The following is a 25,504-nucleotide window of genomic DNA, read 5'->3' on the forward strand; positions in this document are numbered from 1 at the left end:
AAATATCATTTAAATAAAAATTAATTTTATTTTTATAAAATTAAAAGTCTATAAAATTTTCGCGAAAGGAAAAGATATGAGAAAACTAATCGTTGTTTCTGCTTTAGCATGTCTTGGCGTTTCAGCTTTTGCTGCTGATGGTGCTACACTTTACAAAAAATGTGCAGTTTGCCACGGTCCTAAGGCTGATAAGGTTTATCTAAACAAAGTTCCAGCTTTAAACTCTATATCAAAAGCTGAAAGACTTAAGTATATGAAAGAGTATGCTGCTGGCACAAGAAATGCTTACGGTCAAGGTGCTTTGATGAAGTTAAATTTAAAAGGTTTGACAGAAGCTGATTTCGAAGCTATAGAAAACTATATAGAAACTCTAAAATAGTTTTATAGCAGAGTTTTGCTCTGCTATTTTTTATCTTTACTATCTTATTTTATCCTTCATTTTTTATTTATTATTTGGGAGAATTTCATTGAAAAGAGCATTATGTATTATGAGTGGTGGTATGGATAGCACTCTTTGTGCTTATCTGGCTAAAAAAGAGGGTTATAAAATAATCGCACTTCATTTTGACTACTCGCAAAGGACTGAAAAAAAAGAAAAAGAGTGTTTTGATAAAATTTGTGAGCTTTTAGCTGTTGAAAAGTCTTATTCTTTAAATACAAAATTTATAGAACAAATAGGTGCAAATTCACTTACTGATAAGAGTCTTAATATACCAAAAAATGAACTTAATAAAAACGAGACTCCAAATACTTATGTTCCTTTTAGAAATGGTATTTTTTTAAGTATAGCAGCTGCTTTGGCTGAGGTTGAAAAATGCGAGGCTATATTTATAGGAGTTTTAGAAGAGGATAATAGCGGTTATGCTGATTGTTCTAAGCTTTTTATAGAAAAGGCACAAAATTTTATAAATGAGGGTAGGGCAAGTAGTATAAAAACCGTCATTAAAACACCTCTTATCAATCTTAAAAAAGAAGATGTTGTGGCTTTAGCTTACAAGGAAAATGTGCCATTAAAATATACGTATTCTTGCTATGAAAGAGAAGATATGGCTTGCGGAGAATGCGATAGTTGCTTACTTAGATTAAAAGGCTTTAAAAAGGCTGGATTAAAAGATGAAATTCGATACGCTTTTACTCCTAAATTATAATTTGTTTATAAAAAGCTATTAAAATTAACTCATAAATGACGGGAGCTTGTGTAACAGGCTGAGAGTAAGCTAAAAGCTTAGACCGAACCGGACCTAGATAATGCTAGCGGCGGGAGAATTTATCTACTTTTACATACTTTTATACCCTTCATTTATCCAAATTTTCTTAAAAGGATAAAGATGAAAACTCAAATGCTATACGCAAGAGAAGGTATTTTCACTAAAGAAATGCAAATAGTTGCCAAAAAAGAGGGCCTAAGTGAGGATTTTTTGCTTGAGAATTTAGCAAGTGGCAAGATAATAATCCCTGCAAACATAAATCACACAAGTTTAGACCCAAACGGCATAGGCTTTGGTTTAAGGACTAAGGTAAATGTAAATTTAGGCGTTTCAAATGACTGCGTGGATTACAGCGAGGAAATGCAAAAGGTGGATTTAGCGCACAAATTCAATATAGAAGCCATAATGGATTTAAGTAATTACGGCAAAACTTCAGCCTTTAGAGATGAGCTTATAAAAAAATCAAAAGCTATGATAGGAACTGTGCCTGTGTATGATGCTGTGGGCTTTTTGGAAAAAGATTTAAAGCAAATTTCAGCTAAGGATTTTTTAGATGTGGTTTATCATCACGCAAAGAGTGGGGTTGATTTTATGACTATACACGCTGGGATAAATTCTCGTGCTTCTAGGGTTTTTAAAGAAGGCAAAAAAAGGCTTACTAATATAGTTTCAAGAGGAGGATCTGTGCTTTATGCGTGGATGGCTATGAAAGATGCTGAAAATCCATTTTTTGAATACTACGATGATTTGCTTGAAATTTGTTTAAAATACGATGTAACACTTTCTTTAGGAGACGCCTTAAGACCGGGCAGCATTTATGATGCAAGCGATGCGGCACAAATAGCAGAATTAATAGAGCTTTCACTATTAACCAAAAGAGCTTGGAATGCTGGAGTTCAGGTTATGATAGAAGGTCCTGGGCATATGATAATTGATGAGATAGAGCCAAATATGAAACTTGAGAAAAAAATTTGTGATGGGGCTCCTTTTTATGTGTTAGGACCGTTAGTTACAGATATAGCAGCTGGTTATGATCATATAAGCTCGGCTATAGGTGGAGCTGTAGCTGCTGCAGCTGGTGCGGATATACTTTGCTATGTTACACCGGCTGAGCATTTGAGATTGCCAAATTTAAATGATGTAAGAGACGGTATAGTTGCTACAAAAATAGCAGCACATTCAGGTGATTTAGCAAAGCTTCCAAAAGAAAGAAAAATAGATAATGAGATGAGTAAGGCTAGACAAGACATTGATTGGGAGAAGATGTTTAGCTTAGCCATTGATGGAGAAAAGGCTAAAAAAATGTTTAATGAAAGACGACCAGAGGAATTAAATTCTTGCTCTATGTGTGGAAAAATGTGTGCTATGAATACTATGAATCAGGTTTTAAAAGGGGAAAGTGTTAATCTTAGATAGTTTAAGAAAATTTTATATCTTGTCAAATGCAAAATGTATTTGACAAGATTAAAGAATGCTATATTTTGTTTATTTTTGACCTATAAATATATAATGCTGACAGCTTCCCTCGTAATCATCTAAATAAAAAGGATCATAAGAGCCTATATGTAAAGTTTTAAATGGAGCAAAAATGGTTTTTAAATCTTCTTTTTCTTTGATAAATCTTATATAGCTTGTTTCGTTTAATCTAGCACTTAGACCGACTTCATATAAACCACTTTCTGCGTCATATTTTTTGGTATGTTTGAAATAATAATTATTTTCACTCATCATAGTAGCAAAAAATACACAACCGTCATTTGCTAGATCATAAAATTCTAAGACAGTATCTTTAAAGCTTTTTAAAGGTAAGTAATATAAGCTTTGATTTGCAATGATTAAATCAAAATTTAACAAAAAATTTGTCTTTAAAGCTAGAATTTGCTTTTATACAAGTGTAACCCCCCCCCCCTGTTGCTTTTTCGTATTTTTCTTTGTATGTTTTTGTTGAATTCATCTTTTTATCCTTATTTTATTGGGGTTTTTAGTTTATATTCTCCAAAACTGTTTTTGTAAAAAATATCTTTATTATAATGCTTTTCTACTATAGCCCAAAATTTAGATTTTGAAATATTTAAAAAGTCGCAAAAATCCTCAACACATCTTTCATCTAGTTTCGCATCTCTTTTATTTACAAGCTTTATAGCCTCATCTCTACTTATAAGTTTGTATCTAACAAATCTAGACGCATAATCACTAGCCATAGCATGTCCAAATTTAGGGTATTTCATCCAAGAATGCACTATATAAGCTATGCTGTCTATTTGGTCAAAATTTTCTACACAGTGTTTTCGCTCCCATTCAGAACTCAAATCAGTAAAACCTCTACTTTTAGCAAATATATAGTTTGAGTATGAATTCCATTTTACAAAATAGCTTAGATATATAGGTTCAAGCTTGTTTATATCGTCTTTTTTGGGATCAAAAAATAGCTGCAAATCTTTTTCCTCTATCTCATCATCTAAAAATTCATCTAAATTTAAATCACTTGCAACACCGTTTAAAAATATATTTTTAGCACAAAAATTTTCTTCATCATCGTATCCACCATATTCGTAACTAACATTTTCCCCATAAACAAGCAATGGAGTGTTAAATTTCAAAGCCATAGCAAAGGGATAAGAGTATATTAGTCTATCTATAAACCAAGTTGGCTTTGCGTATTTTTCAAAACTTTTCAGCATTACAGCTTTTTGTGTTTTTATATCAGGTTTTAAGCTTATTATATGACACTTAAATTCATTTGATAGATTTTTTAAATTCTTTTTACCAGCTTCTGTCATTGTGAAATTATCCTCAACTGTAAAAAGTATGGGATTCATATTTAGTTTTTCTTTTATTATATGCACTTGAAAATGACTATCTTTTCCACCACTTACAGCTATTGCACAGTCATAGTCAAATTTTCCATTTCTATGGCGGTGTTTTTCACATATTTCTTCTAACTGTTTAAAACGGGATTCGTAGTCTATATTTTCTTTTTTTGCGTGGTTTATGCAAGCAGAACAGATAAAATTACCATTTTTATCTTTTTTAAATTTAATTCCTGGTCGAGTATTTGGCATTACACAGTTACTACAATATGCAATCCCCCCCCCCCCGTTGCTATTTTTTCCATATTTATCCTTTATTTTAAGTTTTATTTATCTAGTTAAATTGACTAAAATTATAAGAAATTAAAATAAAATAAAGCTTTAAAAGGTTAAAATTAAATACTTCTGGTTTTTTCTTTTTAAGCACCTAAGTAGGGATACGCAAGCCGAACTGTGCTTTAAAGGTCTAAATTTAGGAGATTTTTCAAAGGAGATTATATGAAAAAAGTTTTGCTTTTGACATTCGCTTTAGCTACAGTTGCTTTAGCAAACACTGGTGCAGATACTACTGCTGTTATGAACGGTTGGATAAAGGCTTTTTCTGTTTTAGCCGCTGGTTTAGGTCTTGGTGTAGCAGCACTTGGAGGTGCTATAGGTATGGGTAATACAGCAGCAGCTACTATAGCTGGAACAGCTAGAAATCCTGGTTTAGGCGGCAAGCTTATGACTACAATGTTTATCGCTCTAGCGATGATAGAAGCTCAAGTTATATATGCTCTAGTTATTGCTCTTATAGTGCTTTATTCAAATCCATTTGGACCACTTTAATCTTAAAAAGCCTCATTTGAGGCTTTTGCGGTTATGGTGGAATTGGTAGACACGCTATCTTGAGGGGGTAGTGCGCATCGCGTGTGCGAGTTCAAATCTCGCTAACCGCACCATACTATAATATTTCTTAGGATTTTATTTATGAGAGAAAAAACCGTTTTTGAGATGATAGTAGAAGGCAAGATCCCTTGCACTAAAGTTTTAGAAAGTGAGGATTTTTTAGCTTTTAATGATATAAATCCAAAAGCTAAAATTCATATACTTATAATACCTAAAAAACATTTTAAGGATTTTCAAGAATTTGAACCTGAATTAATGGCTAAGATGACTAGCTTTATTCAAGAAGTAGCTGTTTTAAGCGGAGCTGATAAGCAAGGCTATAAATTATTAACTCGTTGTGGTGCAGCTGCTGGACAAGAAGTTTTTCATTTGCATTTTCATTTAATGTCTGGATTTTAGTCGCTAATATATTAAGCCTAATTTTCTTTTATGTATTCCTTGACAAAAATATCATATTTAGATAGTATTATTGCTTTGATTTATAGTTTAGTAAGTTGATTATTTGGTCGCTTAGCTCAGTTGGTAGAGCGCCACCCTTACAAGGTGGATGTCATAAGTTCGAGTCTTATAGCGACCACCATTTCTTTACGGTGCAGCGGTAGTTCAGCTGGTTAGAATGCCGCCCTGTCACGGCGGAGGTCGCGGGTTCGAGCCCCGTCCGCTGCGCCACTTTGTCTCCTTAGCTCAGCCGGTAGAGCATCTCCCTTTTAAGGAGGGGGCCGTTGGTTCGAATCCAACAGGGGACACCATTTTATTTATAGTTTTTTACAAAATTATCTATTCTTTTTAAGCCACTTATTATATTTTCTAAATTTGTTGCGTATGAAAATCTAACAAAACCGTCCATTCCAAAGCCAACTCCTGGCACTAAAGCAACTTTTTCTTTATCCAAAAGCTCTTTGCAAAAACGCATAGAATCTTTTTGAATTTCTTGTATATTTATAAAAAGGTAAAATGCTCCTTGTGGAATAGTCCCTAGTTTTAAACCTTTTATAGATGATATTATTTCACAAGCTTTGTTTCGTCTTTTTTCAAATTCAAGCCTCATAAATTCTATATCTTTATCAGCCTTACCAAGTAGTGCCGGTATAGTAGCATACTGTGTGATAGAGCAGATATTTGATGTGCTTTGTCCTTGAAGTTTTACAACAGCTTTGTTTAATTCTTTGTTTTTACTAGCCATATATCCAAAACGCCAACCGGGCATAGCCGCACATTTGCTAAGCCCATTTATAGTAACGGTTCTTTTAAAAGCATCTTCACTTAAGCTTGCAAAGGAATAAAATTCTACATTATCATATCTAAGCTTTTCATACATTTCATCACTTAAAACTATGATCTTTGTTCCTTCAAGGACCTTTGCTAACTCTCTTAATTCCTCTTTTGAGTATATCGATCCACAAGGATTTGATGGAGAATTTATTATGAAAAGTTTGGTTTTATCATTTATGGTACTTTTTAATTGTTTAGCATCTATCTTAAAACCATTTTCTTCTTTACCTTCTATAAATACAGGTTTTGCTCCGGCAAATTTAACCATTTCTGGGTAACTTACCCAATAAGGACTAGGTATGATAACTTCATCTCCTTCTTCTACGAGAGACTGTATGCATTCAAATAATGATTGTTTTGCACCAACATTTGTAATTATTTCATCTAGTTCGTAAGCTAAAGCGTTGTCTTTTTTTAGCTTCATTTGTATGGCTTGTAAAACCTCTTTTGTTCCAGCTACATTTGTATAAGCACCACAACCCTTTTGTATGGCATCTATAGCCGCTTGTTTTACTATTTTTGGTGTATCAAAGTCAGGTTCTCCAGCAGAAAAACTAAGCACATCTTCTCCGCTCTCTTTTAGTTTTTTTGCTTGAGCTGTTATAGCCATAGTTAGCGATTCTCCTAGTATCTGCGATCTCTTGCTTAGCATTATTTTTTACCTTTTTAAAAATTTGTTAGATTATATCTAAAATATTATGTAAGTTAGCAATTTTAAGTCAATTTTTAATGAGACTTTTTAGTTTTTCTATTTCTTTTTCTAGTTTTTCAAGTTTATCCTCGCAGCATTCATCTATAGCCCTGCTTTTTTCTTTTCTTTTATGTTCTACTATGTAAGCTGGAATGCCTACTGCTGTTAAATTTGCCCCTATATCTTTGACTACAACTGCATTTGAGCCAATTTTAGCATTTTCTCCTATGGTTATATTGCCAAGCACCTTAGCTCCACTTCCTATTATAGCTCCTTTTTTTATAGTAGGATGCCTTTTTATATCTTTTTCAAGGCTTGTTCCTCCAAGTGTAACTCCTTGATATATCAAAACATCATCTTCTATAATGGCAGTTTGTCCTATAACTATACCGTTTGCGTGATCTAGAAAAACTCTTCTGCCTATTGTGGCTTCTGGGTGCAAATCAACTCCGGTTAAAAATTGAGAAATTCCACTTATAATCCTTGCTATTCTTTTAAAATTTTTTTTGTAAAAAAAGTGTGCAAATCGGTAATTTACTATAGCCCAAACACCCGGATAATTGAAAAAAAGTTCTATGTAAGAGTTAAATGCAGGATCTTGCATTTTTGGTTGCAAAAAATCCTCTTTTATAATGGCAAAAAAGCTCATTTTACACTCCTGTGTTTTTAAGGTATGCATTATCATTTAAAAACAAGTAAAGCTCTCCTAGAATTTGTTTTTTTTGATTTTCATTTACTAGTTTTGAGTTTGAAATTCTTTCATTTAGTATATCTTTGATGCCGTGTATATCATAGTCTAAATCATCTAAAACATCAAGTATGCTTTGTGCTTCAATTATGTTTTTTATCTCATAACCTTTATCATTTATTTTTATAGTAGCCTCTGTTGGATGAGTAAAGAGATTATGTTTCATACTAAGCACTTCTTGATATGCTCCTAAAAGAAAAAAGCCTAAAAAGTATTCTTCTTTTTCAATATCAACATCGTGTAAGAATAGTGGATTGTTTTTAGAATATGAAATTTCTCCATCACTATCACAAGTTATATCCCAAATGCTAGCACTTCTTGTCGGTTCTTCGTTTAGCTTATGTATGGGAACTATTGGAAAATTTTGGGAAAGTCCCCAAAAATCAGGCATACTTTGAAAGACAGAAAAATTTACAAGGTATCTTTCTTGCACTTCATCTTGTATAGCCGATAAATCTGCTGAATATTGCTTATCTCCCAGCAAGACTATAGCCTTTTTTGCTACTAAATGTAGTAGAATTTCAGCATTTGACCTATCTTGCAAATCCACATAACCAAGGTCAAAAAGTGTTAAAATATTTTCCATATAATCCATACTATCATGCAGATATTCTAAAGCATTTGACGGCTTAATGCTTTTGTATAAATCATACATTTCATCTATTAGTTTTGGATTGTTTTTATCTTTTAGGCTTAATTTATCCTCCGCGTATTCTTGAGAGAAAAGTTCTAAAACAGGGGCTACTAATACAGCGTGATTTGCTGCTACAAAGCGACCGCTTTCTATAAAAATATCAGGTTCTAAAACCTTTTTTTGTTCCGCAATATTTTTAAGTATAAAAACCACATCATTAGCGTATTCGTTAAGATTGTAATTTCTTCTATTTTTGTTTTTAAATTGCGAATACTCAACAGCTAAACCTCCACCTAAATTAATGGCTTTTAGATTGTTAGCACCCATTTTTTTAAGTTCAGTGTATATGTTTGCTGCCTCATTTAAGGCTTTTTTTATAGGTTGAATTTCTGAAATTTGTGAGCCTATGTGAAAGTGTATCATAGTAAAATAATCAAGCAATTTATTCTCTTTTAAAAGCTCTATTGCTTCTATAAGTTCTGTTGAGGTAAGCCCAAATTTAGAATTTATACCTCCACTTTTTGCCCAAATTCCAGAGCCTATTGAATGCAGTCTAACCCTTATGCCTATGTTTGGTTTTGGCTTAAATCTTTGTTTTGCTATGTCTATTATAGCTTCAAGTTCATTTAATCCTTCTATAGTTAGAGTTATATTATGCCCCATTTCACGAGCTATAAAGCCTATATTTATAAGCTCTTTGTCTTTAAAACCATTTACTGTTATAGGAGCATTTTCGTTATTGTAAGCCATAGCTATAAGTAGTTCTGCTTTACTACCGGCTTCAAGACCGTAATTATAATCCTTGCCAAGCTTGACTAGCTGTTTTACAAATCCTGGATATTGATTTACTTTTAATGGATAAACAGCATTAAACGAACCCTTGTAAGAACATTCTTTTTTTGCTTTTGCAAAATTTCCATAGATTTTTTCTATTTGTTTTTGTATCAGATGAGGAAATCTTAAAAGTAAAGGACCCTTGTATCCGTCATTTCTAAGTTCTTTTACTATGTCTAGAATAGCTGGTTTTTTGCCATAATCAACGCAAACTTTACCATTTTTTATAATAAAGCTATCATTAGCCCAAATATCTATGCCATAGTTATTCATAGCTCATACTCCAAATTTTTTATAAGAATTTGCTTTTCTTCTTTTTTCTTTAAGTGCTTGTAAAATAGGCTTTGGTTTCTTGCTTCGTTTTCTCCCATACAAAGAAAGATAGAAGCTTTTAAATTATCAGCGTTTGATAAGTGTTTTACTAATTTTTTAGCTTCGTATGAGAAAAAAACTTTTTTATTTCGTCTAAGCCTTATGGCTATCTTAAAAAGTTCGTCTATATAAAGCTTATCTAAGGAACAAAGGTATATAAGATCTTCTTCCTCATTAATTTCTTGCTTTTCTAAGATAGACATAAATCTTTCTATCCCTAGTGCAAAACCTACACCGTATCCTTTTTTTCCACCTAGGTATTCTATGAGCTTATCATATCTACCGCCTCCGGCTATAGAGGATTTTGCACCTACTTCATCACTAACAAATTCAAAAGCTGTTTTGTTATAATAATCAAGCCCCCTTACAAGCCTGTCGTCAAGTTCGTATTCAAGATCGTTGTCTTTTAGCACCTTTTTAACTAAGTCAAAATCTTTTTTGCACTCTTCGCAAAGACATTCACTCATTTTTGGGTGTTTATCTATAAGCTTTGCACAGTTGTCATTTTTGCAGTCTAGCACTCTTATAGGATTTAGCTTTATTCTTCTAAGACAATCATCGCAAAAGCCTTCTTTTGAATTAAGAAAAACAAGTAGCTTTTCTCTAAAATCTTTCATACAATTTTGACATCCTAAAGAATTTATTTTTAGCTTCGCTTTTATTTTAAGTTTTTGCAGAATTTCATTTAGCATTAAAATGACATTTGCGTCTTCATAAGCACTAGCTTCTCCAAAGCTTTCAACTCCAAATTGATGAAATTCTCTTAAACGTCCTTTTTGTGGTCTTTCGTATCTAAACATAGAGCCGTGATAAAACCATTTTTTTATACTTCCTTGTTTGTCGAATTTATGTTCTATATAAGCCCTTACAGCTCCAGCAGTTCCCTCTGGTCTTAGACAAACTTCATTTTCTCCTTTGTCTATAAATTCATACATTTCCTTACCGACTATATCAGAGCTTTCTCCTACTGTTCTTTTAAATAAATTTGTAAATTCTAAATGTGGTAAATTTACAAAATGAAAACCATAATTTGTAGCAATCTCCTCGCATACGGTTATTATTTTTTTGTATAAAAAAGCTTCTTTTTCTTCTATATCTTTCATACCTTTTATGGCTTTAATCATTTAAAAATTCCTTTATTTTTTTATAAATTTCCTCTTTTTTTAAAGCTGCGTTTATATTTAGAATTTTAAGTTTTTTTTCTTTTTCCTTTAAAAAATTTATAGTGTTTTTTATGTTGTTTTGAATTTCTAAAAAATAGCTAATGCCTCTTTTTTCTATATTATCTTTCGCTTTGTTTTCTAACCTTTTTGAAAGTTCTTCCTCATCTATATACAAAAAAATGATTTTTTGTGGTAAAAAATCATCAATAGCAAAAGAATTTAACTTAAACAAAAGCTCAATATCATAATCTTTAGCGTAAGCTATGCCTGAAATTAAGCTTCTATCGCTGATTATAAGTTTTTCTTTATTTTTAGAAATCACTTCATAATAATGCTGTGCTCTATCTGCTAAGAAAAGCAAGAATTCAGTTTTTTTAGATAAAGCAAATTTTCCGTCTAATAATATATTTCTTATATTTTTCCCAAGTTCTGTGGCACCGGGTTCAAAAGTAAATAAGGCTTCTTTAAAATCTTTTTTTAAAAGCTCTATTTGAGTGCTTTTTCCGACACAGTCGATACCTTCTATCGCTACATACAAGTTTTATCCTTTAAAAAAGGTAAAATTTCTTTTGGCACTAAAGAGCTTACGTCTCCTCCATAGGCATTTATAGAACGCACTATAGAGCTAGATATGAAAGCATTTTTTAAATTAGGCATTAGATAAACCGTTTCAAATTCGCTCCACAAGGCATTATTTGCATAGCCTATTTGTAGTTCATATTCGAAATCACTTACCGCTCTTAGACCTCTTATTATTGTATTTATTTTAAGTTCTTTTGCAAGATCTACTAAAAGATTATCAAAGCTTATAACCTTTATATTTTTTAGATTCGAAGTTGAAAGTTCTATTAGCTTTTTTCTCTGTTCTACCGAGAAACAAGGATTTTTATGTTCGCTTTTTGCAACAGCTATTACTAAGTTATCAAAAATTCTTAATGCTCTTTTTATAACATCTAAATGTCCATTTGTTATTGGGTCAAAAGTGCCTGGATACAAACAAGTCATTTATTATCCTCTTTTTGTAGATATTATAGCAAATTACTCCCATTTTTTATATAAATTATGTTCTATATCAAGCAAAGAAAGCCATTTTCCAACAAAAAAATTTCTAAGTTCGTCTAAATCTTTGCTGTTTGAGTATGAAGCATAAACTGCTGGAGCTATTATAACACCTATTTTACTTAGCTTAAACATATGCTTTAAACTTATGCTAGAAAAGGGCATTTCTCTTGGTGCTAGTATAAGCTTTTTGTTTTCTTTTATGGCTACAGCTGCTGCTCTTGTTATGAGACTGTCTGCAATACCTGAGTATATTTTTGCTAGAGTATTTATAGAACAAGGCGTTATTACTGTTTTTTCTATACCAAAAGATCCGCTTGAAACACAAGCTTTTAAATCCTTATTGTCTAAAAAAATTGTATTTTTTAATCCTAATTTATCTTTGTAAAATTTTAAAGGATCTTTTATTTTTTTATTTTCCTCCTTTAAACTTAAAAGAGCATTTTCGCTAACTATACAAAAAAGCTCACATTCATTTTTTAATTTTTCAATAGCACTTAGTAGATAAAAACCTAATTCCACCCCGCTTGCTCCACTCATACAAAGTAGAATTTTCATTTTATTTGCACCTTGTTTTTGTCTATAATCACGCCTTGCAATACCTTGCCATCTTTATTTTTTAGCTTTATACTATCTCCTATCTGCCCGCCCTCTATGGCTTTTAACTCTATCATTATGTTAAGTCCTGTATCTTGCATAATCCCCATAACTTCATCATTTCTTTTTATAAGATCTACTTTTCTAAACATATTGCTTTTTAAAATAGCATTTTTCTTTATGGTTGTTTTTGTTATCAAATCCAAATCATCAGTGCTAGCTAAAGCACCCAGAGGCACTCTGTCAAAATCCATAAATACTAAAGTATAATCAGAAGCATTTAAAATTTCTCCTCTACCCATAGCTCTAGTAGCTCTTAAAACTTGCAAATTTCCCTTTATAAAATATCTAAAAAAAACAGATCTTAAAATTCCATTTTTATCATTAAATTCAGCCTTAACATATCCATTAGCTTTGTCAAATCTAGCTTTGGCAAGTCTTATAAATTTTAGCTCATCAAAATCTTTTGGCATAGAGCGACTTTTTAAATTTATGCTTTTTATAATTATTTGTGGAAAATTATTTTTGTATTCTTTTATAAGAGCTAGTTTTATTTCCTCTAAATTCGCAGCATTTGTAAGGCTTAACATAACAAACACTGCGAAAAATAAAATTTTTTTATACATTATCAGAATATAGGTATTAAAGAATCAGAAAAGGTTTTACTTATATATTCTTTCATTTCTTTGCTTTGCAAAACCTCTTTTATAATCTTTGTTTTATTTGAATTTAAATCCTCTTTTCTAACAGCTATGACTATAGCATAGTTTTTATCATTTTCTACAAAAAGCCCATCTTTGTATGGTTTTAACGAGGCTCCTAAGGCGTAGTTTGCAGGTATAACTGCTATGTCCATATCATCTAAAGAGCGTGGAAGCTGTGCTGCTTTTAAGGTCTTAAATTTAAGTTTCTTTTTGTTTTCGATTATATCAAGTTCGGTTTTTAAATCTTTATTTTTTAGTTTTATAAGTCCAGCTTTTTCCAGTAGCTCTAATGCTCTGCTTTCATTTGTAGGATCATTTGGTATAGATACTATAGAATTTTCCTTTAACTCATCTAGTTTTTTTATTTTTTTTGAGTATATAGCCATTGGTATAAGTATGACAGTTCCTATATCTTCAAGCTCTGTGTTTTTATTTTTATTAAAATCATTTAAAAAGGGTTTATGTTGGTATAAATTTGCATCTATTTCTTTGCTATCTAAAGCCAAATTTGGTGTTATATAATCAGAAAATTCTTTGTGTTCTAGCTTGTATCCTTTTTTTTCAAACAAAGACTTTGAATAGTTTAGAATCTCTCCATAAGGAGTAGGCGTAGAGCCTACAACGATAACTTTGTCATTTGCTAAAACAAAGCTAAAAAAAAATAAAAACAAAGTTAGTATTTTTTTCATATCAAAAACCTTTTAAAATGCTGGTATCACAGCACCTTTGTATTTATCTTGTATAAATTTCTTAACTTCTTTGCTTTGCAAAGCTTTTATTAAAGCCTTAGTTCTGTCGCTATTTTCGTTGCCTTTTTTTACAACTAGTATATTAACATAAGGGCTAGATTTGCTTTCTAACAATACAGCATCTTTTGTAGGATTTAGCTTTGCATCAAGAGCATAATTTGAATTTATAACAGCAAAATCCACATCATCTAAAGAACGTGGAAGCTGTGCTGCTTTTAGCTCTTTAAATTTTAAATTTTTAGGATTTTCTACTATGTCAATAGGGGTTTTTAATCCACTTTTTTTAAAAGATACTAATTTAGCATTTTCTATTATATCTAATGCTCTGCTCTCATTTGTAGGATCGTTAGGAACTGCTATTGTAGCACCATTTTTTATATCGTTTAGGCTTTTGTATTTTTTAGAATACACGCCCATAGGTTCAAGATGAATTCCAGCTACATTTACAAGCTTTGTTCCTTTGTTTTTGTTAAATTCATCTAAATAAGGTATGTGTTGAAAGAAATTTGCGTCTATTTCACCGCTATCAGTTGCTAAATTTGGTTGTATATAATCATTAAATTCTTTAACATTTAACTTATACCCTTCCTTTTCTAGCATAGGTTTTATAAAGTTTAAAATTTCAGCGTGTGGAACAGGAGTAGCTCCGACTACTATTTCCTTTTGAGCCGCATTTGCACTCAAAGCAAAACTCGCAAAAAATGCTAAAAGCAATATCCTTAGTTTCATAAAATCTCCTTTAGGCAATAAATAGCCTTAATTCTAACTAAACAAAGTAAATATATTTTACTTACACTAAAGTCGATATTTTTGCAAAATTTAAAAATTAATTTAAAAAAAGTGTTTTTTTAGTATAATTAACAAAATTCATAAAGGACCTTAAATGATTCATAAAATTTTGATTGCAAATCGTGGAGAAATAGCTGTTAGAGTCATAAGAGCTTGTAGAGATTTACACATAAAAAATGTGGCTGTTTTTACTGAACCAGATAGAGAATGTTTGCACGTTAAAATTGCTGATGAAGCTTACAGAATAGGCACAGATGCTATCAGAGGATACTTAGATGCTAAGAGGATAGTAGAGATAGCAAAAGCTTGTAAGGCTGATGCTATACACCCTGGATATGGATTTTTGAGTGAAAATTATGAATTTGCTAAGGAATGCGAGGACGCTGGTATAATTTTTATAGGACCAAAATCAGACGTTATTAGAAAAATGGGTAATAAAAATATAGCAAGATATTTAATGCATAAAAACGGTATTCCTATAGTTCCTGGGACAGAGAAATTAAACAATCATAGCATAGAGGAAATAAAATTTTACGCTGAAAAGATAGGATACCCTGTTATATTAAAGGCAAGTGGAGGCGGTGGCGGACGCGGAATAAGAGTAGTTCATAAAGAAGAAGAGCTTGAAAACGCTTTTGAATCTTGCAAAAGAGAAGCTTTAAGCTTTTTTAATAATGATGAAGTTTTTATGGAGAAATACATAGTAAATCCAAGACATATAGAATTTCAAATACTAGCCGATAATTATGGCAATATTATACATCTTTGCGAGAGAGACTGCTCTATACAAAGACGACACCAAAAGATAATAGAAATAGCACCTTGCCCTAGTATATCGCAAAATTTAAGAAAGACTATAGGTGTTACTGCTGTTGCTGCTGCAAAAGCTGTTGGATACACTAATGCTGGGACTATCGAATTTTTGCTTGATGATTATAATAATTTTTATTTTATGGAAATGAATACAAGAATTCAAGTAGAACACCCTGTAACAGAGGAGATAACCGGTGTTGATTTGATAGTGCGTCAAATTCGTATAGCATCCGGAGCTATATTAGATCTTGAGCAAAGCGATATAGTGCCAAGAGGCTATGCTATAGAGGCTAGAATAACAGCTGAAAATGTCTGGAAAAATTTCATACCTAATCCCGGTAAAATAGGGGAGTATTATCCTGCTTTAGGACCTGGAGTTAGGGTTGATTCGCACATATATAAGGGCTATACTGTCCCACCTTCTTATGATTCTTTATTGGCAAAACTTATAGTAAAAGCTGGTAGTTTTGAGCTTGTCGTAAATAAGCTTCAAAGAGCTTTAAAAGAATTTACTATAGATGATATAAGAACTACTATACCTTTTTTGATAGCTATAACAAAGATAAAAGAATTTAGAAGAGGGTATTTTGATACCTCATTTATAGAGACGCATATGGAAGAATTGCTTGAAAAAACAGAGGATAGACACCAAGAAAATAAAGAAGAGGTTATAGCAGCTATTGCAGCAACGCTTAAAAAGATTAGAGAAAGTAGGAAATAATGGACTTTGTAGATAGTTTAAAAAATATAAAAAAAGATATGATAGAAAAGTCTAAAAAGGAGACACAAGATGATAATAAAGAGGAAAAGATGATAAAAGATTTTTTTGATTTTATTAAGGATAGCGATATAAAAAAGAAAAATTAATGCAAATAATAAATTTTTGCTCTTTAGAAAATAACTGTCCCTACTTAAAAGGAAAAAATTCACGGACAGAATATAATTTTATAATAAACTGCTCTAAAGAGCTTAATCAAGAGTTGATTAGTAGAGGTTGGCGAAGATTTGGTTCTTATTTTTCTAGACCGATATGCAAAGACTGTGATGACTGCGTTAGTTATAGGATATTAGTAAAAGATTTCGTATTTTCTAAGCAGTTTAAAAGAGTTATTAAAAAAAATTTAAATACAAAGGTAGTAATATCTAAGCCAAAAATTAGCGATGAGCATATTTATATATACAATAAATACCACGAATATATGAGAAAAAAGAGAGCTTGGGAGGAAAATAAGATAAATTTTTCCCAGTATTATAGGCTTTATGTCGATGGCAATGGCGATTTTGGTTATGAATTATCATTTTATGTAGAACAAAAGCTTGTTTGTGTGGATTTAATAGACATATTAGAGGACGGGATTTCTAGTATATACTGTTATTATGATCCTGACTACTCTCATCTTAATTTAGGAAAATTTTCTTTGCTTACAGAGATTAATATAGCCCTAAAAAACGAGCTTTCATACATTTATCTTGGTTATTTTGTAGAAGGGTGTAAATCTTTAGCGTATAAAGCCGATTATAGTCCAAATGAAATTTTAAAAGGCACTACTTCTTTAAATGATAGTGCTAAGTTATGGGAGTTTAATAATGCAAATTGTTCAAAGCTTAGAATCAATTAGCGTAAATACCGATGATTTGAGCCTTTTTCAATACTTAAAAGATTTGATAACTAGAAATTTTACAAAGGTTTTAGGCAGAAAAGATAAAATTTTTTCATTTTTTGAAGAAAATGAGATACCTCAAAGAAAATATTTTTTGAAACTTCTTGAAAAAAAATACAAAGATACAAATGATACAGATATAAAAGAATTAAGTTCTTCTTATTACAAGACCTTTAGGCTAAATTTAAAGCTTGAAAACACTTTAAAAGCTGTATTGGCTTTAGATGTTGAATTTAGCGACTGTGCTATAATGTTTAAATTTAAAAACAAAGATAGACTCTTTATATCTTACGTAAAACAGTATTTTAAGGACCATAGTGTAGAATACAGTGAAAAAAATAATATATTATTTATCAAACACAAAAACGAGCTTACTTTTTCTTTGTTTGAAAGCTTTGCTTCTGTCAGCGAACATTTAAAATATACAGTTGATTTTAATATAGACAGTAAAAAATATGATGATTTTAAGAAAAATGCTAAAAATAAAGAAAATTCACAGTGGAAATTTAATGCTTTAGCAAAGCTTTTTAGTTCATATTTTCAGACTCTTGACTGTAAGCCAAGTGATGATTTGCAAACAATTAGACAGCATTATCTTATTTTGGTAAAATTATATCACCCAGATTTTCATCACGGCAAGAGCAGTGAAGAGAAAGCTTATTGTAGGGAACAGTTTGAGAAAATTCAAATCGCTTACGATAATTTAAAAGCACTTTATAAAAACAATGCTTGAATTTTTGGCAAAGATCCTCCAACAAATATAAGTATGATTATTAAAGGTGCTATAAATTTTATATAATAAAACCATAATAAAGCAAATATTGAAAAATCTTTTTTCTTATTTTCTAGCTCTATTAAGGCATCTTTTTTCATTACCCAGCCAACATATATCACGCAAAAAAATGAGCTTATGACAAAAAGTATATTTGCACTAGCAAAATCAAAAAGATAAAGTATATTTAAATCAAATGGATTAAATTCTTTGTATCCGTAGTAAAATATACAAGGCAAATTACCAAATACAAAGACCGCAATAATGCTTAAATTAACGGCTTTACTATGTTTTATATAAAATTTTTCTTCTAATACTGTGATTAATACCTGATACACTGTTATCGTTGTGCTTAGCGATATTGTTAGCAATGATATAAAAAATATAATAGCAAAAAATTCACCAAAATACATATGAGAAAAGGCTACTGGTAGGCTTTGAAAGATTAAGGATATTCCAGAATCAACTTCGATGTTCGCTGTAAATAAAGGAGGAAAAATCACAAAGCCCATTAAAAAAGCAATGACGGTATTTACAAGCACCACTATAAATGCAGATAATTTTAAGTTTTCTTTAGAATTCATATAAGATGATAAGGTTATGATTACTCCATATCCAAGAGAAAGCGCGAAAAAGACTTGACCTAGTGAATAAAGTAAAATCTCAAAATTTATTTCATTTATATTAAAATTTAAATAAAACTTAATCGCATCTACAGCTCCATTTAAGCTTAAGTTTCTAAATATCATTATAAGCAAGCACAAAAGCATTATCAATGAAAGATATTTAGCGGCTTTTTCTATGCCTTGTATGACGTTTCTTTTTAAAATGATATAGTTTAAAAATACAAAAATAGCCGTGCAAAATGTTATAAAAAGGGGCTCATTTTTTATATGTGTCTCAAAAAAAGCGTGGCTTATTTCCTTGCTAATTGGATGTTTAAGCTCTAAGCCTCCATATCCTAAAACAGCACTAACAGTGTGTATAAGATATGATAGCACCCAGCCAGAAAGCACTACACAGTATGCCAAAAAGCCAAAGGCACCCAATAAACCAAGATAGCCTATGAATTGCCAAAATTTTTCTCCACTTGAATTTTGCTTAAAAGCATCTACTGAATTTGTACGTGCCTTTTTTCCTATCACATTTTCTACGAGCATTATTGGAAAGCCGAGTAAAAACATAGATATTATAAATGCTAACACATAAACTCCGCCGCCGTTTTCGCCAACCAAAAAAGGAAAACGCCAAGAAGCTCCAAAACCTACAGTAGCACCTACTAAGATAAGTATGTAAGCCATACTAGATGACCACATTAATCTATGCAAAATCTACCCCCCCCCCCCCCTAATTTTATCAGGCAGGGCAAGCTTTTTAAGATTTTTGTTTTATATTAATTTTTAAATTTTTTTGTAAATAAAGATTAAATTTTTGCTATTTTTTACATATTTTAAGCTTGTTTTTTTTTTTTTTTTTTAGCTTAGTATTTTTTTTTTTTTTTTTGGTTTATGTTTTAAAATTTTTTATTTTAAATTCTTTGAATTTTTTACCCTTTGTTTTTTTTGTTTTTTTTGATAAGCTAAGGATTTATTATTTTATTTTGGATTAATGTATGAAAATTAGTCATTTAAAATCCTTAGAAGCAGAGTCTATTTACATAATGCGAGAAGTAATAGCCGAATTTCAAAATCCAGCTATGCTTTATAGCATAGGTAAAGATAGTTCTGTTATGCTACATCTTTTGCAAAAGGCATTTTATCCAGCTAAACCCCCTCTACCACTAGTTCATGTAGATACAAAGTGGAAATTTAAAGAGATGATAGAATTTAGAGACAGACGTGCTAAAGAACTAGGGCTTGAGCTTATAGTGTATTCTAATCCAAAAGGCGATGAGTTAAATATATCTCCTTTTACCCACGGATCAAATATGCATACAGATATTATGAAAACAGAATCCTTAAAGCAAATGTTAGATATTTATAAATTTGATGCTGTTTTTGGAGGGGCTAGAAGAGATGAGGAAAAATCTCGTGCAAAGGAAAGGATTTATTCTTTTAGGGACGAAAATCACAGATGGGAACCTAAAAATCAACGTCCAGAACTTTGGAATCTTTATAATTCAAGGCACAAAAAAGGAGAAAGCATAAGGGTTTTTCCATTAAGCAATTGGACTGAACTTGATGTATGGCAATACATATATCTTGAAAATATCCCTATACCTAGCCTTTATTTTGCTAAGCAAAGACCGGTATTTGATTATATGGGCACTAAAATTTTACTTGATGATGATAGGGTGCCAAAGGATTTGGCTAAAAAGGCTAAAAAAGAATTAGTCAGGTTTCGCACCTTAGGTTGTTACCCTTTAACAGGGGCTATAAATTCGTCAGCAAAAACAGTCCTAGAAATTATAGAAGAATTAATCCTAGCAAAAACTAGTGAAAGACAAGGTAGGCTTATAGATAGTGATGAGGAAGCTAGTATGGAAAAGAAAAAGCAAGAGGGGTATTTTTAATGCAAGAAGTATTAGCCTATCTAAAAAAACACGAAAAGAAAGAGCTTTGCAGATTTATAGCTTGTGGAAGTGTTGATGACGGCAAATCAACTCTTATAGGAAGGCTTTTATACGATACTAAAGCTATTTTTGAAGATCATTTAAATTCTTTGCAAAAGGACAGCAAAAAGCTTGGCACACAGGGAGAAAATTTGGATTTTGCCTTACTTCTTGATGGTCTTTCTAGCGAAAGAGAGCAAGGAATCACCATAGATGTAGCTTATAGATTTTTTAGCTCTGAAAAAAGAAAATTCATAATAGCAGATACTCCAGGACACGAACAATACACCAGGAATATGGCAACAGGAGCAAGCACAGCAGATATTGCCATCATTTTAATAGATGCTAGAAAAGGGGTGCTAACGCAGACAAAAAGGCATTCTTATATAGTAAATTTACTAGGTATAAAACAATTTATCATAGCCATAAATAAAATGGATCTTGTAGATTATGATGAACTTAAATTTAATGAAATTTGCAAAGCGTATAAAAAAATACTTTTACACCTTAACAAGGATATAAAAGTGCATTTTATACCTATATCAGCTTTAAATGGCGAAAATATCGCTAAAAAAAGCAGCAATCTTTCTTGGTATAAGGGTAAGACTTTAATACAACTTTTAGATGATATAAGCTTAGATTCAAATGAAGATAAAGACTTTGTATTGCCTGTGCAATATGTCAATCGTCCGAATTTAAATTTTCGTGCTTTTTGCGGTCAAATAGCTGGCGGTGCGGTTAAGCTAGGAGATGAGATAGTTGTTTTGCCATCAGGAAAAAAATCAAAAGTAAAAAGCATAATAGGCACAGATATACAAAATTTAAAAGCCTTAAATCAAGATGAAAAAGCTGAATGCATAAAACAAGCAAGTATAAAACAGTGCATTTCTCTATGCTTAGAAGATGAGATAGACATCTCTAGAGGAGATGTAATAGTCAAAAAAAATCATCATACTAAAATTTCAAACAAAGTAGCAGTTATGTTGATTTGTATGAGCGAAAAAGGTCTTGACCTTGATTCTACATACATAGCTAAGCTATCACATAGTATATCTAATGCTAGGATTAGGGAGATAAAATACAAACAAGATATAAATAATTTTAAAAAAATAAAAGCAAATACTCTTAAATTAAATGATATTGCATTTTGCGAGATAAGCTTTGATAAGAATCTTGTGCTTAAAAAATATGATGAAAATAAAGCCCTTGGAGCTTTTATATTGATAGATAAATATTCAAATCAAACCCTAGCAGCCGCTATGGTGCAAGAAATTTTAGATGAAGATAGCCAAAGAGTATATACAAAAGCTGAAAAAGAATTAAATGCTTTCATAAGAAAACACTATCCGCAGTGGGGATGTAAAAAAATATGAGTATTTTACCTATGAAATTAGTTGTTGGAGTGAGTTTAGCACTTTTGCTTTTTTTGCTTGTTAAAAATAAATTTAAACCCGGCATACTTTTTGCCTCTTTGGCTGGATTTTATTATATTTTAGGATACTTGGATTTTAAAAGCCTTACTAGCTCTTATACAAATGATTCTTTAATATCTTTAGTGCTTTTACTTTTAGTTTCTTTAGCTGTTGAAAAGACTATCTTTATAGAGTATATTTCTAAATTTATCATAAGTAAAAACTATCTTTTATCTCTTTTTAAGTTGGGAATTTTAACTTCAGCGGTATCTGCTTTTTTAAACAACACAGCCGTTGTCGCTTCTTTTATGTCTATAGTTAAAAACAATAAATTTATAGCCCCATCAAAGCTTTTAATCCCGCTTTCTTACTTTGCCATTGTTGGTGGAACACTCACTCTTATAGGAACTTCTACAAATTTGATAGTGAATTCATTTGTCATTCAAAGCGGCTTACCAAGCTTAAAAATGTTTGATTTTTTTATAGTGGGCTTTTTTATATGCTTATTTGTGCTTTTAAGCTTAATGCTCTTTAACAAACTTTTACCAGAATACAAAGATGAAAAAATAAATTTAAAAGAACACCTAATAGCCTTAAAAGTGCTTGATACAAGCTCTTTGATAGGAAAAAGCATACAAGAAAATAAGCTTAGAAATTTAAGATCTTTGTTTTTGTTAGAAATTCAAAGAGGCTCTACTACTATCTCTCCAGTTTCTCATAATGAAATCATACAAAAAGGCGATGAGCTAATATTTAGCGGAGATATATCCTCTTTTAATACTCTTAAAAAATTTGACGGGCTTGAGCTAAGTCAGGGTTATGAGATAGATACAAGCAATCTTGTAGATACTATCATAACGCCTACTTCAAGCCTTATAGGAAAAAAGGTAAAAGAAGCAAATTTTAGAGCTAAATTTGATGCAGCTATAGTTTCTTTGCAAAGAGGAGATAGTTTTATCAAACGAGTCGGAGAAACGGTGTTAAATGCCGGAGATAGACTTATATTAGCCACTGGAAAAGATTTTAATTCTAGAGAAAATTTAAGCAAAAATTTTTACATACTCTCCAAGATAAAACAAAATCAAAATTTTAATAGCAAGCAAAGTTTTTTCATAATATTAGGCTTTTTAAGTGTTATTATTTTTTCAGCCTTAAATTTTATATCATTTACAAAGGCTTTGCTTTTATTTTTATGCTTTTTATTTGTTTTTAAATTTTTAAGTTTAGCAGAGATTAAAAGGAGATTTCCCTTTGAAATTTTTTTCATAGTAGGCTCATCATTAGCCATAACTAAAGTTTTAGTAGATAGTGCTTTGGCTAAGGATTTAGCAGACTTTATCATAAATATTTTTGGAGCTTATGGAGTTTATGGAAGCTTTGTTGGAGTTTATCTTATCACCTTGCTTTTGACCGAATTTATAACCAATAATGCAGCCGCAGCCCTAGCTTTTCCTATAGGTTTTGCAACAGCTACTGCACTTGGCGTTAATCCTCTTCCTTTTATATTTGCAGTTGCTTATGGTGCGAGTGCTGGTTTTATGATACCTCACGGCTATCAAACTCATCTAATGGTAAGCTCACTTTGTGAGTATAAAATCACTGATTTTATAAAGATAGGTTTTGTAGTGTCTATAGTCTATAGTGCTGTAGTTTTAATAGCTGTTCCTTTGGTGTTTAAATTTTAAATTTGGTTTAAAAATATGATTTGTGTGGAGTTGTTTTGAAAAATATCACTTGGCATAATACAAGCATAGGCAAAAAAGAAAGATCTAGCATAAAAGCTCAAAAACCTTGTGTTTTATGGCTTACAGGTCTTAGCGGTAGCGGAAAATCAAGTCTTGCTAATGCAGTAGAAAAAAAGCTTTTTGAGAAAGGCTATCATACTTACTTGCTTGACGGCGACAATGTTCGTATGGGTTTAAATAAGGATCTATCCTTTGATGAAGCTTCAAGGAATGAAAATATAAGACGCATTGCAGAGCTTTGCAAACTTTTTGTAGATAGCGGACTTATAGTCTTAAGTGCTTTCATATCACCATTTAAAAAAGATAGAGATATGGCAAGAGCTTTGCTTGATGAGGGTGAGTTTATAGAAATTTTTGTGGATACTCCTTTAGAGCTTTGTGAAAAAAGAGATGTAAAGGGGCTATATAAAAAGGCTAGAAATGGAGAGATAAAAAATTTTACAGGTATAAGTTCGCCGTATGAAAAGCCACTTAATGCCGAGATTCATATAAAAGATTATGATTTTGATGAGAATGTGGAATTGATTTTAAGATATTTAGAAAAGAAAGGTTTTTTACGTGCTTGAAAATATAAACTTAGATGAATTAAAAGGCATAGCTTTAGATGCCTCTAAAGATGTGATGAGGGTTTATGAAAAGGATTTTTTGATATATGAAAAAGATGATAAAAGCCCGGTAAGTGAGGCTGATTTGCTTTGTAATGATTTTATTTGTAAGGCTTTAAGCAAATTTTCTTTGCCAATACTTAGCGAGGAAAACAAAGTCATAGCCTTTGATGAAAGAAAAAAATGGGAGTATTTTTTCTGTGTAGATCCCTTAGACGGCACAAAGGAATTTATCAAAAGAAATGGCGAATTTACCATAAACATAGCCTTAATCCATAAGGATACGCCTGTTATGGGTGTGGTTTATGCACCGGCTTTAAAATTAATGTATAGTGCTAAAAAAGGGCATGGCGCTTTTAAAAATGATGAAAGATTGCCTCTTAAGCTTAAAAGAGACACTTATAAAATAGTGGCTTCAAAATCTCATTTAAATGATGAAACTAAGGCTTTTATAGATAAGCTTAAAACAGATAAGCAAAAAGAATTTGTATCCATGGGAAGTTCTTTAAAGCTTTGTTTGGTGGCTAGTGGAGAGGCAGATATTTATCCACGACTTGCACCTACTATGGAGTGGGACAGTGCAGCAGCCGATGCTATCGTGCGTGAGGCAGGAAAAATGACTTATGATTTTTACACAAATAAGCCCTTGCTTTATAATAAAGAGGATTTAAGAAATCCTTATTTTGTAGTTAGATAAATTTTTGAAAGGAAAACACAATGACAGCTTATGTGCATATAGGAGCATCTAAAACAGGCACTACTACTATACAAAATTTTATGGCTAAAAATTATGAAATTTTAAAAGAAAAAGGCTTTTTATATCCAAAAAGCCTTGCAGCATGGGGATATAATCATTGTGATTTATTTTATATTTGTAGATATTTGCAAACAAAGGATGAGAGTTTAAAGTATTATTATGATTTGCTTGAAAATTTTAAAAAAGAAGTTAATGAAAATAAAGATAAAATTTTTGTTTTTTCCAGTGAATGGTTTGAGATTGCAACTGTAGCAGATCAGTTAAAAAAAATATTAAATAAAGTAGGTTTTGATGATATAAAAATAATAGTTTATATTAGAAATCAAGCAGATAGAATGGTATCTTGGTCTTCTCAAGATGTCAAGAACAACACGTTTTTTATATTTTATAAAAAACCAGAAGATATCCATTCATTTAATTATAAAATTATTTGCGAGTCTTATATAAACACTTTTTCTAAAGAAAATCTTATAGTAAAACTCTTTGATAAAAATGAATTTTATGAAGGAGATTTAATTAAAGACTTTTTACATATATTTAACATAAAATTAGATGAAAGTTTTATAAAACAAGAACCTGCGAATGAAAGTTTGGATTTAATAGGCTTTGAACTATTAGAGAGGATAAATTCACATTTTGAAGGTTTTGCTTGGTCTCCTAAAGGTAGAAA

28 protein-coding genes, 4 tRNA genes and 1 riboswitch are annotated in these 25,504 nt (G+C 31.1%); of the genes, 19 read left to right on the forward strand and 13 right to left on the reverse strand.

All coding sequences use genetic code 11. The annotated features are described in order from the left end of the window. Window positions 1-76: 76 nt before the first annotated feature. From Q0J35_RS03905 to thiC, 3 genes are all read left to right on the forward strand, one after another. Window positions 77-379, forward strand: coding sequence for a c-type cytochrome (locus tag Q0J35_RS03905; protein ID WP_297193300.1), 303 nt, complete (start codon window positions 77-79; stop codon window positions 377-379). 88 nt (window positions 380-467) lie between these two features. Continuing rightward, window positions 468-1,148: a 7-cyano-7-deazaguanine synthase QueC gene (gene queC / locus Q0J35_RS03910; protein ID WP_297193302.1), complete on the forward strand. Its 681-nt coding sequence runs from the start codon at window positions 468-470 to the stop codon at window positions 1,146-1,148. Window positions 1,149-1,176: 28 nt separating this feature from the next. Next, window positions 1,177-1,281: riboswitch (TPP riboswitch) on the forward strand. Window positions 1,282-1,328: 47 nt separating this feature from the next. Further along, window positions 1,329-2,624 carry a phosphomethylpyrimidine synthase ThiC gene (thiC, locus tag Q0J35_RS03915; protein WP_297193304.1) on the forward strand — a complete coding sequence of 432 codons (1,296 nt, stop codon included), beginning with the start codon at window positions 1,329-1,331 and terminating at the stop codon, window positions 2,622-2,624. A 69-nt stretch (window positions 2,625-2,693) separates the two neighbouring features. Here thiC and Q0J35_RS03920 read toward each other — a convergent pair whose 3' ends face one another. Both Q0J35_RS03920 and Q0J35_RS03925 read right to left on the reverse strand, forming a co-directional pair. Then, a complete protein-coding gene (locus tag Q0J35_RS03920; RefSeq protein WP_297193305.1) occupies window positions 2,694-3,062 on the reverse strand; it encodes a methyltransferase in 369 nt (122 codons plus the stop codon). A gap of 110 nt (window positions 3,063-3,172) precedes the next feature. Further along, the gene (locus Q0J35_RS03925; protein ID WP_297193355.1) at window positions 3,173-4,294 is read right to left on the reverse strand and encodes an N-acetyl sugar amidotransferase; all 1,122 of its coding nucleotides are present in this window, start codon (window positions 4,292-4,294) and stop codon (window positions 3,173-3,175) included. 222 nt (window positions 4,295-4,516) lie between these two features. Between Q0J35_RS03925 and Q0J35_RS03930 the strand changes: the two genes are divergently transcribed. The 6 genes from Q0J35_RS03930 (at window position 4,517) to Q0J35_RS03955 (ending at window position 5,655) form a co-directional block, all read left to right on the forward strand. Beyond that, window positions 4,517-4,846: a F0F1 ATP synthase subunit C gene (locus Q0J35_RS03930; protein WP_297193307.1), complete on the forward strand. Its 330-nt coding sequence runs from the start codon at window positions 4,517-4,519 to the stop codon at window positions 4,844-4,846. A 27-nt stretch (window positions 4,847-4,873) separates the two neighbouring features. Then, window positions 4,874-4,959 (forward strand) — tRNA-Leu (locus tag Q0J35_RS03935). Window positions 4,960-4,987: 28 nt separating this feature from the next. Then, window positions 4,988-5,305: a histidine triad nucleotide-binding protein gene (locus Q0J35_RS03940; RefSeq protein WP_297193309.1), complete on the forward strand. Its 318-nt coding sequence runs from the start codon at window positions 4,988-4,990 to the stop codon at window positions 5,303-5,305. A 105-nt stretch (window positions 5,306-5,410) separates the two neighbouring features. After that, window positions 5,411-5,486: transfer RNA gene (locus Q0J35_RS03945), tRNA-Val, on the forward strand. Window positions 5,487-5,498: 12 nt separating this feature from the next. After that, window positions 5,499-5,575, forward strand: a tRNA-Asp gene (locus Q0J35_RS03950). A 4-nt stretch (window positions 5,576-5,579) separates the two neighbouring features. Beyond that, a tRNA-Lys gene (locus Q0J35_RS03955) sits at window positions 5,580-5,655 on the forward strand. A 2-nt stretch (window positions 5,656-5,657) separates the two neighbouring features. Here the strand turns inward: Q0J35_RS03955 and Q0J35_RS03960 are convergent. The 10 genes from Q0J35_RS03960 to Q0J35_RS04005 all read right to left on the reverse strand — a co-directional run bounded on the left by Q0J35_RS03960 (window position 5,658) and on the right by Q0J35_RS04005 (window position 14,458). Then, on the reverse strand, window positions 5,658-6,830 hold the full coding sequence (locus Q0J35_RS03960) for a pyridoxal phosphate-dependent aminotransferase (protein WP_297193311.1): 1,173 nt from the start codon (window positions 6,828-6,830) through the stop codon (window positions 5,658-5,660). A 67-nt stretch (window positions 6,831-6,897) separates the two neighbouring features. Continuing rightward, entirely contained in the window at window positions 6,898-7,518 is a 621-nt protein-coding gene (cysE, locus tag Q0J35_RS03965; protein ID WP_297193313.1) for a serine O-acetyltransferase, read from the reverse strand. Window position 7,519: 1 nt separating this feature from the next. Then, window positions 7,520-9,358: a biosynthetic arginine decarboxylase gene (gene speA, locus Q0J35_RS03970; protein ID WP_297193315.1), complete on the reverse strand. Its 1,839-nt coding sequence runs from the start codon at window positions 9,356-9,358 to the stop codon at window positions 7,520-7,522. Continuing rightward, window positions 9,355-10,581, reverse strand: a complete 1,227-nt coding sequence (gene hisS / locus Q0J35_RS03975) for a histidine--tRNA ligase (protein ID WP_297193317.1) — start codon at window positions 10,579-10,581, stop codon at window positions 9,355-9,357. Before hisS ends, speA begins: the two co-directional genes overlap by 4 nt. Then, entirely contained in the window at window positions 10,574-11,158 is a 585-nt protein-coding gene (gene tmk / locus Q0J35_RS03980; RefSeq protein ID WP_297193319.1) for a dTMP kinase, read from the reverse strand. Before tmk ends, hisS begins: the two co-directional genes overlap by 8 nt. Next, window positions 11,149-11,625 carry a pantetheine-phosphate adenylyltransferase gene (gene coaD, locus Q0J35_RS03985; protein ID WP_297193321.1) on the reverse strand — a complete coding sequence of 159 codons (477 nt, stop codon included), beginning with the start codon at window positions 11,623-11,625 and terminating at the stop codon, window positions 11,149-11,151. Before coaD ends, tmk begins: the two co-directional genes overlap by 10 nt. A gap of 33 nt (window positions 11,626-11,658) precedes the next feature. Continuing rightward, the gene (locus Q0J35_RS03990; RefSeq protein ID WP_297193322.1) at window positions 11,659-12,237 is read right to left on the reverse strand and encodes a UbiX family flavin prenyltransferase; all 579 of its coding nucleotides are present in this window, start codon (window positions 12,235-12,237) and stop codon (window positions 11,659-11,661) included. Continuing rightward, window positions 12,234-12,902 (reverse strand): flagellar basal body P-ring formation chaperone FlgA, encoded by a 669-nt coding sequence (flgA, locus tag Q0J35_RS03995; RefSeq protein WP_297193324.1) that lies wholly within the window; start codon window positions 12,900-12,902, stop codon window positions 12,234-12,236. The genes Q0J35_RS03990 and flgA overlap by 4 nt, the downstream gene beginning before the upstream one ends. A gap of 2 nt (window positions 12,903-12,904) precedes the next feature. Continuing rightward, the gene (locus Q0J35_RS04000) at window positions 12,905-13,669 is read right to left on the reverse strand and encodes a MetQ/NlpA family ABC transporter substrate-binding protein (RefSeq protein ID WP_297193326.1); all 765 of its coding nucleotides are present in this window, start codon (window positions 13,667-13,669) and stop codon (window positions 12,905-12,907) included. Window positions 13,670-13,681: 12 nt separating this feature from the next. After that, complete coding sequence (locus tag Q0J35_RS04005) at window positions 13,682-14,458, reverse strand: MetQ/NlpA family ABC transporter substrate-binding protein (RefSeq protein WP_297193328.1); 777 nt, start codon at window positions 14,456-14,458, stop codon at window positions 13,682-13,684. A gap of 154 nt (window positions 14,459-14,612) precedes the next feature. Between Q0J35_RS04005 and Q0J35_RS04010 the strand changes: the two genes are divergently transcribed. From Q0J35_RS04010 to Q0J35_RS04025, 4 genes are read left to right on the forward strand one after another with little or no spacing between them, the layout of a single operon-like run. Then, entirely contained in the window at window positions 14,613-16,052 is a 1,440-nt protein-coding gene (locus Q0J35_RS04010) for an acetyl-CoA carboxylase subunit A (protein WP_297193330.1), read from the forward strand. Continuing rightward, window positions 16,052-16,198 carry a hypothetical protein gene (locus Q0J35_RS04015; RefSeq protein WP_297193332.1) on the forward strand — a complete coding sequence of 49 codons (147 nt, stop codon included), beginning with the start codon at window positions 16,052-16,054 and terminating at the stop codon, window positions 16,196-16,198. Before Q0J35_RS04010 ends, Q0J35_RS04015 begins: the two co-directional genes overlap by 1 nt. Beyond that, entirely contained in the window at window positions 16,198-16,950 is a 753-nt protein-coding gene (locus Q0J35_RS04020; RefSeq protein ID WP_297193334.1) for an arginyltransferase, read from the forward strand. The genes Q0J35_RS04015 and Q0J35_RS04020 overlap by 1 nt, the downstream gene beginning before the upstream one ends. Then, complete coding sequence (locus tag Q0J35_RS04025; RefSeq protein WP_297193336.1) at window positions 16,919-17,725, forward strand: adenylosuccinate lyase; 807 nt, start codon at window positions 16,919-16,921, stop codon at window positions 17,723-17,725. Before Q0J35_RS04020 ends, Q0J35_RS04025 begins: the two co-directional genes overlap by 32 nt. Here the strand turns inward: Q0J35_RS04025 and Q0J35_RS04030 are convergent. After that, window positions 17,707-19,092 (reverse strand): sodium-dependent transporter, encoded by a 1,386-nt coding sequence (locus Q0J35_RS04030; protein ID WP_297193338.1) that lies wholly within the window; start codon window positions 19,090-19,092, stop codon window positions 17,707-17,709. The two genes, Q0J35_RS04025 and Q0J35_RS04030, sit on opposite strands and share 19 nt — an antisense overlap. A 290-nt stretch (window positions 19,093-19,382) precedes the next feature. Here Q0J35_RS04030 and cysD point away from each other — a divergent pair, with 290 nt between their 5' ends. The 6 genes from cysD to Q0J35_RS04060 form a co-directional block, all read left to right on the forward strand. Next, a complete protein-coding gene (cysD, locus tag Q0J35_RS04035; RefSeq protein ID WP_297193358.1) occupies window positions 19,383-20,276 on the forward strand; it encodes a sulfate adenylyltransferase subunit CysD in 894 nt (297 codons plus the stop codon). Next, a complete protein-coding gene (cysN, locus tag Q0J35_RS04040; RefSeq protein ID WP_297193341.1) occupies window positions 20,276-21,688 on the forward strand; it encodes a sulfate adenylyltransferase subunit CysN in 1,413 nt (470 codons plus the stop codon). The genes cysD and cysN overlap by 1 nt, the downstream gene beginning before the upstream one ends. Further along, window positions 21,685-23,412, forward strand: coding sequence for an SLC13 family permease (locus tag Q0J35_RS04045; RefSeq protein ID WP_297193345.1), 1,728 nt, complete (start codon window positions 21,685-21,687; stop codon window positions 23,410-23,412). The genes cysN and Q0J35_RS04045 overlap by 4 nt, the downstream gene beginning before the upstream one ends. A gap of 35 nt (window positions 23,413-23,447) precedes the next feature. Next, window positions 23,448-24,038 (forward strand): adenylyl-sulfate kinase, encoded by a 591-nt coding sequence (cysC, locus tag Q0J35_RS04050; protein ID WP_297193347.1) that lies wholly within the window; start codon window positions 23,448-23,450, stop codon window positions 24,036-24,038. Beyond that, window positions 24,031-24,774 carry a 3'(2'),5'-bisphosphate nucleotidase CysQ gene (gene cysQ, locus Q0J35_RS04055; RefSeq protein WP_297193349.1) on the forward strand — a complete coding sequence of 248 codons (744 nt, stop codon included), beginning with the start codon at window positions 24,031-24,033 and terminating at the stop codon, window positions 24,772-24,774. The genes cysC and cysQ overlap by 8 nt, the downstream gene beginning before the upstream one ends. A 20-nt stretch (window positions 24,775-24,794) precedes the next feature. After that, window positions 24,795-25,504 (forward strand): sulfotransferase domain-containing protein (locus tag Q0J35_RS04060; protein WP_297193351.1); only part of this gene is annotated, 710 nt, incomplete at its 3' end.

It is taken from the genome of uncultured Campylobacter sp., from assembly GCF_944323605.1.
Classification (GTDB): Bacteria; Campylobacterota; Campylobacteria; order Campylobacterales; family Campylobacteraceae; genus Campylobacter_D.